At 69.5% G+C, this 11,737-nt stretch carries 13 protein-coding genes and 1 pseudogene; 2 read left to right on the top strand and 12 right to left on the bottom strand.

Going from position 1 to position 11,737, the window contains the following annotated elements; genetic code table 11:
- Nucleotides 1-221: pseudogene (locus GUY59_RS12015) on the bottom strand (sulfite exporter TauE/SafE family protein); the annotation flags it as partial.
- A 39-nt stretch (nucleotides 222-260) separates the two neighbouring features.
- Nucleotides 261-1,010, bottom strand: coding sequence for an HpcH/HpaI aldolase family protein (locus GUY59_RS12010; protein WP_138200510.1), 750 nt, complete (start codon nucleotides 1,008-1,010; stop codon nucleotides 261-263).
- A 55-nt stretch (nucleotides 1,011-1,065) separates the two neighbouring features.
- On the opposite strand from GUY59_RS12010, the gene GUY59_RS12005 reads away from it, so the two are divergent.
- On the top strand, nucleotides 1,066-1,746 hold the full coding sequence (locus GUY59_RS12005) for a GntR family transcriptional regulator (RefSeq protein WP_138200511.1): 681 nt from the start codon (nucleotides 1,066-1,068) through the stop codon (nucleotides 1,744-1,746).
- A 29-nt stretch (nucleotides 1,747-1,775) separates the two neighbouring features.
- Here GUY59_RS12005 and GUY59_RS12000 read toward each other — a convergent pair whose 3' ends face one another.
- The 7 genes from GUY59_RS12000 to GUY59_RS11970 all read right to left on the bottom strand — a co-directional run bounded on the left by GUY59_RS12000 (nucleotide 1,776) and on the right by GUY59_RS11970 (nucleotide 9,356).
- Nucleotides 1,776-3,464: an ABC transporter ATP-binding protein gene (locus GUY59_RS12000; RefSeq protein WP_138200512.1), complete on the bottom strand. Its 1,689-nt coding sequence runs from the start codon at nucleotides 3,462-3,464 to the stop codon at nucleotides 1,776-1,778.
- Nucleotides 3,465-3,503: 39 nt separating this feature from the next.
- On the bottom strand, nucleotides 3,504-4,301 hold the full coding sequence (locus tag GUY59_RS11995) for a creatininase family protein (protein WP_201760758.1): 798 nt from the start codon (nucleotides 4,299-4,301) through the stop codon (nucleotides 3,504-3,506).
- A gap of 29 nt (nucleotides 4,302-4,330) precedes the next feature.
- Nucleotides 4,331-5,224 (bottom strand): ABC transporter permease, encoded by an 894-nt coding sequence (locus GUY59_RS11990; RefSeq protein WP_138200513.1) that lies wholly within the window; start codon nucleotides 5,222-5,224, stop codon nucleotides 4,331-4,333.
- Between the two features lie 2 nt (nucleotides 5,225-5,226).
- Nucleotides 5,227-6,171: an ABC transporter permease gene (locus GUY59_RS11985; protein ID WP_138200514.1), complete on the bottom strand. Its 945-nt coding sequence runs from the start codon at nucleotides 6,169-6,171 to the stop codon at nucleotides 5,227-5,229.
- Nucleotides 6,168-7,751 carry an ABC transporter substrate-binding protein gene (locus GUY59_RS11980; protein WP_201760757.1) on the bottom strand — a complete coding sequence of 528 codons (1,584 nt, stop codon included), beginning with the start codon at nucleotides 7,749-7,751 and terminating at the stop codon, nucleotides 6,168-6,170. Before GUY59_RS11980 ends, GUY59_RS11985 begins: the two co-directional genes overlap by 4 nt.
- Nucleotides 7,752-8,122: 371 nt before the next feature.
- A complete protein-coding gene (locus tag GUY59_RS11975) occupies nucleotides 8,123-8,290 on the bottom strand; it encodes a hypothetical protein (RefSeq protein ID WP_161714502.1) in 168 nt (55 codons plus the stop codon).
- 91 nt (nucleotides 8,291-8,381) lie between these two features.
- Nucleotides 8,382-9,356 carry a helix-turn-helix transcriptional regulator gene (locus GUY59_RS11970; protein ID WP_138200516.1) on the bottom strand — a complete coding sequence of 325 codons (975 nt, stop codon included), beginning with the start codon at nucleotides 9,354-9,356 and terminating at the stop codon, nucleotides 8,382-8,384.
- A gap of 110 nt (nucleotides 9,357-9,466) precedes the next feature.
- On the opposite strand from GUY59_RS11970, the gene GUY59_RS11965 reads away from it, so the two are divergent.
- On the top strand, nucleotides 9,467-9,862 hold the full coding sequence (locus GUY59_RS11965) for a RidA family protein (RefSeq protein ID WP_138200527.1): 396 nt from the start codon (nucleotides 9,467-9,469) through the stop codon (nucleotides 9,860-9,862).
- A 159-nt stretch (nucleotides 9,863-10,021) separates the two neighbouring features.
- Here GUY59_RS11965 and GUY59_RS11960 read toward each other — a convergent pair whose 3' ends face one another.
- The 3 genes from GUY59_RS11960 to GUY59_RS11950 all read right to left on the bottom strand — a co-directional run bounded on the left by GUY59_RS11960 (nucleotide 10,022) and on the right by GUY59_RS11950 (nucleotide 11,651).
- Nucleotides 10,022-10,519 carry a pyridoxamine 5'-phosphate oxidase family protein gene (locus GUY59_RS11960; RefSeq protein ID WP_138200517.1) on the bottom strand — a complete coding sequence of 166 codons (498 nt, stop codon included), beginning with the start codon at nucleotides 10,517-10,519 and terminating at the stop codon, nucleotides 10,022-10,024.
- Nucleotides 10,520-10,667: 148 nt separating this feature from the next.
- Nucleotides 10,668-10,844: a methyltransferase gene (locus tag GUY59_RS11955; RefSeq protein ID WP_201760755.1), complete on the bottom strand. Its 177-nt coding sequence runs from the start codon at nucleotides 10,842-10,844 to the stop codon at nucleotides 10,668-10,670.
- Between the two features lie 87 nt (nucleotides 10,845-10,931).
- Nucleotides 10,932-11,651, bottom strand: coding sequence for a hypothetical protein (locus GUY59_RS11950; protein ID WP_138200518.1), 720 nt, complete (start codon nucleotides 11,649-11,651; stop codon nucleotides 10,932-10,934).
- Nucleotides 11,652-11,737 lie beyond the last annotated feature (86 nt).

Genomic DNA, 11,737 nt, shown 5'->3' with positions numbered 1-11,737 from the left:
ACCAGGACCACGGTCCTCCCCGCCACGTGACGCCTTTCCTGGACGCCCATGGCGAGGGCGAGCACGCATCCGAGGGCCGTCACCACCGTGACGGCGGTCTGTGGTCCCGTCAGGAGCGTCACGAGCGGTACGGCCACGAGGGCGAAGCCGAAGCCGCTCAGGGCCTGGGCGAAGGCCGCCAGTGTCGCGATCAGCGCCACTCCGGCGACGAGCGTGGTCATCACTCTTCCTTCTGTCGGTCCCGCCTGTCGAGCCTAGGCTCAGAGGCGGGTGGCGGCGGCCAGGGCGTTCGTCTCGTCGAGCGCCGCCCCGAACCCGGCCATGAGAGCGCCGTGCTCCATCGTGAGCACGAGTTGGTCGGCTCCGTTCTCGAGCGCGAACGTCTTCTCCGAGGCGGACCAGGCGGGCAGCACCCAGGGCTTGCCGGCGGCGCGGGCCGCGTCCGCCACGAGCCTGAGGTCGGCGAAGTCGCTCTCGGAGCGGGTGTAGGCGCCCCGCCCGCGGCGCATGGACAGGTCGCTGGGGCCGACGAAGACGCCGTCGACCGTGGGGAGGGTCAGGATGTCGACGATCTGCTCGATGGCTCCCGCGTCCTCGATCATCGGGTACACGCGGGTTCCGCGGTCCTGCCGGGCGATCCAGTCGTCGTCGTGGCCGCCGTACCGCGAGGTCCTGCCCCCGGCGAAGCTCCTGTCGCCCAGCGGCGGGAACTTGCCGTACGCGCAGACGGCGGCCGCGTGCGCGGCGTTCTCGACATGGGGGACGACCACGGCGGTGGCGCCGAAGTCGAGAGCCTGCTGGATCGGCCCCCTCTCCGGCCCCAGCACCTTCGCCAGGACCTCGAGACCAAGCCCTCGGAGGAACGGGATGAAACGGTCCAGGTCTGCGAGGTCGAACACGCCGTGTTCGATGTCGAGGACCACGGCGCCGTAGCCCAGACCGGCGACGATCTCGGCCGTGGCGAAACCGGGACCTGACAACCAGGCGGCGTACCTTCTGTCCTGCGTCATGGGTCTCCTTCGGAGATTTGGTATACACTGTGTATACATAGGGTGAGGGGGTGGCATGGATCAGTCACTCGGCCAGAGCCGGGCGATCACAGCCGGCGAGCGTGCCTACCAGTGGACGCGGGAGGCGATCCTCAGCGGGCGGATCCCCGAGGGGACGTTCCTCGAGGAGAAGCTCGTCTGTGACGAGGCCGGGGTGTCACGGACTCCCGTCCGCGAGGCGTTCCATCGTCTGGCCGCGGAGAAGTTCATCGACCTGCTCCCCAGGAGAGGCGCCCAGGTGCGGCGCGTGACGGCCGGAGAGCTCTTCGAGACCTACGAGATGCGACTGCTGCTGGAGCTCCACGGCTTCAGGATCCTCTGCGGCAAGAACATCGACATCCCCGTCCGGCTGTCCGAGCACCTTGACCGGATGGAGGACCCGGAGCGGGTGGCGCGGGTACGCGCCGGTGACCGGGACGCCATCGCCGAACACGCGAAGATGGACTTCTTCTTCCACTTCTCCTTCGTCAAGGCGACCGGCAACAGCATCCTGATCGACCTCTACACGAGCCTCCAGCCGCGGCACCAGCGCATCGCGGTCAGCGCCGTGTCCCTGCGCCCCAAACGCCTCGAGGTCATCGCTCCCGAGCACCGCACCCTGCTGAAGGCGCTGACCGACCACGACTACGACACCGCCGAGCGCACCCTGCGGCATCACCTGCGCCCCGACGAGACGGTCGTCTCCCACCTGAGGTGACCGGCGCGGCTCCCGGGCCACCGGGGCCCTCACCCGGCCATCTCCCGCCAGAGCCTGCGGCGCTCGGCCTGCTCGACCGGATCGGGCACCGGCGCCGCCGCGATCAGCCTCCTGGTGTAGTCCGTCCGCGGATCGCGCAGCACGTCACGGGCGGGGCCGCTCTCCACAAGCCGCCCGTGCTGCAGTACGGCCACATCGTGGGAGAGCAGCTCGACCACGCCCAGGTCGTGGCTGATGAACAGGCAGGAGAAGCCGAGCCTGTCCTGCAGGTCCTGGAACAACCGCAGGACGGTGGCCTGGACCGAGACGTCGAGCGCCGACGTCGGCTCGTCGGCGATGAGCAGCTCCGGATCGAGCGCCAGCGCGCGGGCGATGCCGACGCGCTGCCGCTGACCGCCCGACAGCTCGTGCGGGAACCGGTCGGCCCAGCCCGTGGGCAGTTCGACCTGGTCGAGCAGGTCCAGCACCCGCTGCTGGACGGCACGGCGGTCCGCGTAGCGGTTCACGATCATGGGGGCTGCGATCGAGTCCCCGATCGACAGGCGCGGGTTCAGCGACGACCCCGGGTCCTGGAAGACCATCGAGTACTTCCTGCGCAGGCCGCGCAGCTCCTTGGGCTTGAGGCTCGTCACGTTCTGGCCGCAGATCTCGATGGAGCCGGCCGACGCCCGCACCAGGCCGACGATCGCCCGGCCGATCGTGGACTTGCCGGAGCCGGACTCGCCCACGAGGCCGAGGACCTTGCCCTTCTCGATGGTGACACTGACTCCGTGTACGGCCTTGAAGCCCTTACGGCCCAGCCGCCCCGGGTATTCGACCTCGAGATCGGCGACCCGGAGAGTCGTGCTCCCACCGGCGTCGTCCGCGTCCGCTTCCGGCTCCTCGCCCGGCTGCTGCCGCGGCACCGCGGAGAGCAGCTTCCTGGTGTACTCATGCCGCGGGTCGGAGAAGAGCCGGGTGACCGGCGCCTCCTCCACGACCTGGCCCTCTCGCATGACCACCACCCGGTCGGCGAGATCGGCGACCACCCCCATGTCGTGGGTGATGATGACGACCGCTGAGCCGAGGTCCTCCCGCAGGCGGCGCAGCAGTTCGAGGATCTCCGCCTGGACCGTGACGTCGAGCGCCGTGGTCGGCTCATCGGCGATGATCACCTCTGGCGAGCCGGAGACGGCCATGGCGATCATCGCGCGCTGACGCTGGCCACCGGAGAGCTGGTGCGGGTAGCTGTGCATGCGGCGCTCCGGCTCCGGGATACCGACCTTCTTCAGCAACTCCAGCGTCCGCGCGCGCGCCTCGGCCGCCGGTACGGGCTCGTGACACTGGATCGCCTCGACGATCTGCTCGCCGATGGTGTAGACGGGGTTGAGCGCCGTCATCGGCTCCTGGAAGATCATCGCGATCCGCCTGCCCCGGATGGCGCGCAGAGCCTCCTCGTCGAGTCCGAGCAGCTCGGTGCCGCCGAAACGGATGCTGCCGCGGCGACGCGCGTTCGGCCCCAGCAGCCCGAGTACGGACATCGAGCTCACGGACTTGCCGGAGCCCGACTCCCCGACCAGCGCCACCACCTCGCCCTTGGCGACCGAGAAGCTGACGTCCTTCACGGCCGGCGTCCACTCGCCGGCGATCTGGAAGTCCACCGAGAGCCGCTCGACCGCGAGGATCGTGTCGGAAGGGGTCGTGCCGGTTTCCGTGCCGGTCGTCGTGCCGGTCGTCATGGCCTCTCCTCAGGTGCTCGTACAGGAAGGGAGCGGCAGCTACTTCACCGAGGTGTTGCGGTCGTACTCCTGGATGTACGCCGAGCAGAAGCCGATCACCCGATCGATCCAGATCTCGCCGGTCTTCGCGCTGCCCAGGCTCACGTCGCCCGTGCATCCCGTGACGCTGACCTCGGAGAAGTCCCAGAAGACGGTCCCGCGGACGTCGTGGCCGGGGATCGCCGCCTCCGTGTAGCTCGTCGGGGTCCAGCCGTCGGCGGACTCCAGGCCGCCGGCCACGGCGAGGTCGCTCTGCACCTGCTCCGGGAACATCGCCAGCATCGCCGAGTGCTCGGGCTCCGCCCCGTGGCCGTACGCCTTGGCCGGGTCGTCGTACACGTCGCGCATGAGCGCGTAACCCAGCTGCCACGGATACAGGTGCCCGATCAGGACCCCGAAATCGCGCCTCGCGTCAAGGCCGGCGCCGGTGACCGGCCCGACGTTCCCGCCGTTGTTGTCGACGATGATGACGCGCCGGAATCCGGACTGGACCAGAGCCTCGATGATCTCGTACGTGACGTTGCGCAACGTGGCCTGGCTCAGCGACAGGTTGCCGTTGTAGCCGCGGAAGGTGCCGGAGTGCCCGTAGTTGAGGGCCGGCGCGACATAGCAGCCGTTCTCCTTCGCCAGCTTGTCCGCGACCCACTCGGCCACGATGGAGTCCTCGTGGATCGGCAGGTGCGGCCCGTGCTGTTCGACGGCTCCGATGGGCAGAAGGATGATCGGATCCTGCTCCGCCAACTCCTTGACCTGGGTCCAGGAGAGCTCGCCGAGCCTGTGCGTGGCGGGAAGGGCCATGGTGATGAAGTTTCCTCTCTGGGAAGCGGTCAGGAGTTCTTGCCGCGGTGCCGGGGGTCGAGAAGGTCGCGCATGCCGTCGCCGAACACGTTGAGCGCGAGGACGACGAGAATGATGAGCACGGAAGGGTAGATCAGCAGCGTCGGCTGCACCTCCAGGAAGTCGCGCCCCGCGCCGACCATCGTGCCCAGCGACGGCAGCGGCGGCTGCGCGCCGAGACCGAGGAAGCTCAGGCCCGCCTCCATCTGGATGGCGAAGCTCACCGAGAGGCTGAGCTGGACGGTGATCGGCGCGGACACGTTCGGCAGGATGGTCTTGGCGAGGATGTCGGCCGGTCTCGTCCCCATGATCTTCGAGGCCTCGACGTACTCCATGCTCCTGATCGACAGCACCTGGCTGTAGACGATGCGCGTGAACCTCGGGATGTAGAGCACGCCGATGACGAGCACGACGTTGACCAGCGCCGGGCCCAGGATCGCCACCACCGCGATCGCCAGCACGATCGGGGGGAAGCTGAGCAGCACGTCGATGCCGCGCATGATGATCGTCGACACCCACCGGCCGACGTAACCGGCCACGAGGCCCAGGGCGACCCCGATGACCCCCGCCACCAGGACCGCCGACACGGCCACGCCGAGTGAGGTACGCAGCCCGATGATCAGCCGGGACAGGACGTCACGGCCGAAGTCGTCGATGCCCAGCGCCCCGCCGGAGGTCAGCGGTTTGCCGACGATGTCGCGGTAGTCGTGGGGGGCGATGAGCGGCGCGAACACCGCGACGACGACGATCAGCAGGAGGAAGGCCCCCGCGACGGACGTCCTGCGGTTGGCCAGCATGCGCTTGAAGAAGGGCTTCCTGCCGCCGTTCGTACGCGACGGCGTGTCAGGAAGGGCCTGCGCCACTGACTCCGGAGCGGTTGCCATGATCAGTTGTCCTCCGCCCGAGGATCGAGGACCCTGACAGCCAGGTCTCCGACCAGGTTGACCAGGATGACGATGGTCGCCGCGGCGAGAACGACGGCCTGGATGACGGGATAGTCGCGCTGCCCCACGGCGTTCATGAGCAGGGAGCTCATTCCCGGCCAGCCGAAGATGGTCTCGACCAGGACCGTGCTGCCGATGAGAGTCGTCAGCTCGACGGTCGTCATGGAGACCACCGGCAACATCGCGGTCCGCAGCGCGTGACGCCTGATGACCCGCTTCTCGGCGAGCCCCTTGGCCCGTGCCGTACGGACGTAGTCGGCGTTGAGCGTCTCGAGCATCGCCGCCCTGGTCATCCGGGTGATCACGGCGCATGAGGCCGCCGCCAGCGTGACCACCGGGAGGATGAGGATCTGCAGGTGCGCGACGGGATCCTCCCACGGCGAGGTGAACCGGCGGGGCGGCAGGATCGGGAAGAGGACCGCGAACACCAGCAGGAGCAGGGTCCCGACGACGAAGACGGGAAGGGAGATCCCGAAGATCGACCCGGCGACCAGCGCGTGGTCCGCCGGCTTGTCGGCGCGGGTGGCGGCGATGCGGCCGAGCACGATCCCGACCACCAGGGAGACCGCCAGGGCGAGCAGGACCAGTTCGAGGGAGTTGCCGATGCGGGAGGGAAGGTCCTGCATCACCGCACGCCCGCTGATCATGGAGGTGCCGAGGTCGCCCTGGAAGAGCCGCGCCCAGAATCCGAAGAACTGCCCGAGGAAGGGCTCGTCGAGGTGCATCGCGGCCCGGGTCAGGGCCACCTGCTCCTCCGTGGCGGCGTCGCCCAGCGCGGCCCTGGCGGGGTCGCCGGGAATGAGCCGGGCGAGGAAGAACACGATGCTCCCGACGAGCAGCAGCTGGACGATGGCCTGGCCGAATCGTCTGACAAGGAAACGACTCACGCTGTCTTCTCCATCCAGGTCCGGCGAAGAGCCGTGGCGGTCCACGCGCCTTTCGGCGGATGCTCGTAACCCCTGACGTAGGTGTAGTGAGCCTCGCCCTGCTCGCGGCGGATGGTGTAGGTCATCGGGACCAGCTCCAGCGCTCGTTTCTCGGCCTCGAGGTAGATCTCGTTCCGCAGGTTCGGGTCGGTCGTCCTTCGTCCCTGGGCGAGCAGGTCGTCGATCTTGTCGTCGCGGAAGTCCAGGTTCTCCGCGAAGGCGCCGGAGCTGCCGATGAAGTCGCTCAGCGACGCCGGATCGCCGAACTTCGGCGCCGTACCCCACGAGTGGACCGGGAACGTCTTGCCGGCCACGCTGGCCCGGAAGGTCAGCCACTCCTGCTGGGTGAGGTTGACGTTCATGCCGGCCGCGCGCAGGCCCGGCAGCATCGCCTGCGCCGGCCGGGCGATGACCGAGTAGGAGCTGGTGGTGACCACCGGCAGCGTCAGTCCCTCCTGGCCCGCCTGCTTGAGCAGGAACTTCGCCTGCTCGGGGTCGTACGGCATGGAGCCGTCGAGCCGGCTCGCGTAGGGGGCGAAGGTCTCGGGCATGAGAGCCCCGTCCATGGGCCGCCCGTTGCCGAGCAGCGCGGTGTCGAGGACCGACGGCCTGTTGATCGACAGGGCGATCGCCTTGCGGACCCGTACGTCGTCGAACGGCCGCTGCGTGGTGACGAACCCGACGAACCCGAAACCGAACGTCTTGTCGGACGCGAACCGCAGTCGGGGATTGCGGGTGATGACCCCGACATGGGTCGCCGGGACATAGTCGATCATGTCGACGGTGGCGGTGCGGAGCGCCGTCACCCGCGCGTAGTCATCGCCCATCGGCTGGAACACGATGCCGTTGAGGTAGGGCAGTTCGGGCTCGAAGTAGTCGTCGAACCGGACGAACGTGGTGCTGACACCGGGGATGCGCTCGACGAACCGGAACGGGCCGGTGCCCATCATCTGGGTCTTGGTGTTCGCGCCCGACTCGATCCACTTCCTGGACACGACGTTCGAAGTGGGCGCCGCGAGGGCGAACGGGAAGGCCACGTCGGGCTGCTTGAACCTGAAGGCCACGGTGGTGGCGTCCACGGCCTCGACGGAGTCGACCTGGTCGAGCAGCGGCCCCGACGTCGCCGCGGTCTCCTTGTCCATCATGCGGCGGAACGAGAAGACCACGTCCTCCGCCGTCAGGGTGGACCCGTCGTGGAACCGCACACCCGGGCGCAGCTTCACCTTGTACGTCAGCCTGTCGCTCCAGCCGAACTCGCTCGCGAGGTCGGCGATGATCTCGCCGGACCCGTCGTACTGGACCAGGCCGTTGTACGCGAGTTGCCGCAGATAGTCCGACGCGCTGCCCGTGGAGACGTGCGGATCCAGGTTGGCCGGATCGGTGGACAGCCCGAAGTAGAGAGCTCCGCCACGGCTGGGGCCGCCCGCATTGGGCTGGACGGCCTCCATGGACTCCGGCAGGGTCACCGGGTTGCCACAGGCCGCCAGAGTCGTGGTCCCCAACGCGGCGGCACTCCCCGCGAGGAAGCTTCGCCTGCTCATCATCGCCATGACATCTCCAGGTCGCCGGGCCTGACACTGAGCCGTCTTGGGTGGGATCCAGCGTGTATGGCGCATGTATACACGGCGTTCACACGAAGGGTCAACGGTTAACCGAAAACCGGCCCCCTTACCGGCCCGGAACCCGGGCGTGGCGCGGGGCGTACGACTTCCCCTGCCCTCGCCGAACCGGGCGTCACACCAGGGCGCCTTTCGACTCCTCGGAGCACGTCCGTGTCGAGGTCGGCGCGCACCGGCGCGTACCCGGGTCACCGCACGCGAAGGCCCCCTGTGCCTCACGGCACAGGGGGCCTTGCGCGGCTACGGGCCAAGAACGGGCCGGCCCCTCGCGGAGCTCGGCTGTTTCGGCGCTCCTAGACCGGGCAGGTCGAGCCGATCCGCTGCCAGGACGAGCACATGTGGCAGCACTGCCTCCTGTAATAGCCCGCCGGGGAGCACCTGTACTGCCACGTGCAGGGCGCCGCGGACGCCTTCACCTCGGGAAGTACCAGCGCCAGCGCCTTGTCGATGAGCACGCTCACGTCCTGCCTCCTTGTGCCATTGCCTGCTACGGTCGCGGCGATTGTGGAACGCGGCGCTGGCGGGCGATTAGCGCGGCGATAGCGCGGCCCGTCAACGGGACGCTTCGTAGCGGGCGGCGATCGCGGTGGCGCGGTCGTGCAGCGTAGTGCGCAACCACTGCGGGGCCAGGGCCTCCGCGTACGCGCCGAGCTGCCACAACGCCCATTCGGCGTGTCGGCGGTCCTGGAAGGTCACCTCCAGCCGCAGCCGGCCGTCCTGGCCGGCCTCCTCGGTGAGGACGGCCAGCGCGGTGCCCACCAGGTCCTCCCGCCGCCGCGGGTCCACCCGTGCCAGCACGGTCACCTGGTCGCCGCCGGTACGGAAGCGCGTGCCGCGTTCCTGCCAGGCCCGGTCCAGATCGACCCGGTCAGGCCGCTGCGCCGGCTCGGCCAGCACCTCGGCGGCCAGGATCCGGGACAGCCGGTAGGTGCGGTCCTCGCCGGACCGCGTGGCCAGCAGGTAGCCCTTGTCGCGTACGGTGACCAGGCCGATCGGGTCCACCGTGCGCCATTTCGTGCTCTGGTTCACGGCCGCGTAGTGGATGCGCAGCTTGTGCCCGGCGAACACCGCGCGCAGCACCGCGGCCGTGACGGCGTCCGGCGTCTCCTCGCCGACCAGCCGGCGCGAGAGGAGGTCGGTCTCCGGGTCGATGAGCAGCCGCTCGGCCGCCCCGGCCGCGGTGTCGCGATAGCTCTCGGGCAGCGCGTCGACCACCTTGAGCATCGCCGAAGCGAGCGCCGAGCCGAGACCGAAGGCCTGCGCGCCGCGCCGCGACCCGGCGACCAGAAGGGCAAGGGCCTCGTCGTGGCTCAGGCCGGTGAGCTCGGTGCGGAAGCCCGGCAACAACGCGAAACCGCCGTGCCGGCCGCGTTCGGCGTAGACCGGGACGCCGGCCGCGGACAGCGCCTCGATGTCGCGCAGCACGGTGCGCGTGGACACCTCCAGCTCGCCGGCCAGCGTGGTCGCGGACAGCCGGCCGTGCCGGCGCAGCAGCAGGACCAGCTTGACCAACCGGTCGGCACGCATGCGACGAATCTACCGAAATATACGACAAAAGATGTCGTGATTCCCTGGGAGGCTGATCACCACGAACCGGCGGCCACCGGGCCGACGACGTGAAAGGAACCGATATGGCAGTGGAGCGAACGGCCGTCAACCCGTGGGCGTGGTCGCTGGAGCTGGGGTACAACCAGGCAGAGGTCGTCTCCGGGCACACCCGGACCCTGTTCTGCGCCGGGCAGAGCGCGATGAGCGCCGAGGGCAAGCCCCGGCATACCGGTGACATGGCGGCGCAGCTGGCGCTGAGCCTCGACAACCTGCAGGCCGTGCTGGGCGAGGCCGGCATGTCCCTCGCGAACCTCGTCCGGCTCGACGTCTACACCACCGACGTCGATCGGCTCTTCGAGCACTACGGCGTGCTGGCGTCGCGGCTGGGCGCCGCAGGGGTGGCGCCGCCCACCACGATGCTCGGGGTGACCCGGCTGGCGATCCCCGATCTGATGGTCGAGCTCGAAGGGACTGCCGTCGCCTGACGCGGCCTCCGGTCCGAACCCGTACGAGCCGCGCCGAGCGCGATCCCGAGGCGTGCCACCGCTGTTTGATCGCCCAGCGGCTGTCCGAGCGGCACCACGTCACGATCGAGCACCTGCGCCCGTCGTGACGCGCGATGGGAAGCATGATCCCACATCCGCTCAGCCGCGCTGACGTTCCTCCTGCCGCCGGATCAGCTCTTCGACGGCGGTCGGCATGGTCGACTCGAAGTCGATCAGTTTCGCCCACGTCGGGGTCACGACGATCCGGACCATGCCGTCGTAGAGCGCATGCACCTGCTTCTCCCAGACGGTCCGTTGCTCGGGGGTCATCTGGTAGGAGCCGTTCATCTGGAGGTACTCCTCCGGGACGCCGTCGACGACGTCCAGTTCGGCCCGCCCCCGGACGAGCAGCAGCTTGGGCGGGTGCACCTCGGTGTCGATCGTCAGGGCGACCTGCGGGTTGCGGCGCAGGGACGGGAGCTTCGGAGCGTTCTTCGCCGTGCACATGACGATCTGCGAGCCGTTCCAGGTGAACCCGATCGGTATGTTGCGCGGGGTGCCGTCCTTGGCGACGTAGGCCAGGCGGGTCAGGTCGCGGGCCAGCAGTTCCCGGCTGAGCGGGCGGTTCAGAACTTCGGTGACCTCGTACGGTTCCACGGTCGTGCCTTTCGTCGTCGTTCTCTCCGGGCCGGCGCGGGCCGTCGTGGCCGGCCGCGTACCCAGGACGGAGCCGGCGCCACGTTCTCGACATCACGGCCGCCGGCTCTTTTCGACGCGGCGGTTGTCAGGCGGCGGGCGCGTCTCGTCAGTGGTGGCGGCCTGGAACAGGTGGCGCGGCGAACCAGCGAAACGGCGGGTCGAAGACGATCAGGTCGAAAGGCCGCGACTCGCTGAACACGTCACTGTGGCGGATCTCCACCCGGTCGACCACGTTGTTGCGCCCGGCGTTGTCCCTGGCGGCCCGGACGGCCGCCAGGGACAACGCCGGGTTGACGCTTTCCTCCCAAGCGTTCGGTGGCAGGGCAGTACTCCGGGGAGCCTAGGCGCTGTCCGCCCGCCGGGCAGCGATCTACTCCCCGCCGTCGCCGTCGTTCCCGTCGCCGTCGGAGCCGCCTGGCCAGCCCGTAGAAGGCCCCGTAGAAGGCCCCGTAGAAGGCTCGGCGTCTCCGCCGCTGTCAGGCCAGCCGTCCTCGACCGTGTACCGTGTCTCCTCCTCGACGACCAGGTCGCCGTGGCGCGTCGCGAACGCCCAGACCACACCCCCGTGGCCGGGGCGCAGCCGCGCCGGGCCACGTACGGGCGGGCCGTCGAACAGGTCGACCTGCACCGGCCCCGGCGGCAGCCGCCCCGCCTCGTCGGCTCGTGCGAACGCCAGGCGGATGTACCGCGCCCGCCCGTCCACCCGGGCGATGACCGTTCGCACCGGATAGCCCGCCACCGTGCGGCCCTCGCGCAGAGCCACACCGGTGAGCCCTTGCACCACCTCCCCGCTCCCCGCGCGCCGCCATGCCCGCCGCATCCTGAGCCTGACGGATGCCTCGCGCACCCCCGTGGTTCCCGTGACGGCGGCGAGCACCAGGGGGAAGACGACGAAGAGCACCGTGTCGGACGTGAGGGAGTCGACGCCCTGTCCCGCCGCCATGGACACGAAGTACACCAGTAGCCCGATGGCGACGGCCGCGATGCCGAGAGCGGAGGTGGGATCGGGCGCACCGCGCATGCCGGCACGGCGTGCCACCCGGAAGGCGCCGGCGTCGTCCCGCACGTCGTGGGCTCGTTCGTTTGTCATGCCGGGCCGTGGACAGGTCCGGCGGCGCAAGCACGTGTCGCACTGATCACGGAACGTTAGACGCCGGCGCGATTCGCTTTGTTCTC

This window comes from Nonomuraea sp. K271 (genome assembly GCF_009908215.1).
Lineage (GTDB): Bacteria > Actinomycetota > Actinomycetes > Streptosporangiales > Streptosporangiaceae > Nonomuraea > Nonomuraea longispora.
This window is presented reverse-complemented; position numbering and strand designations above follow the sequence as displayed.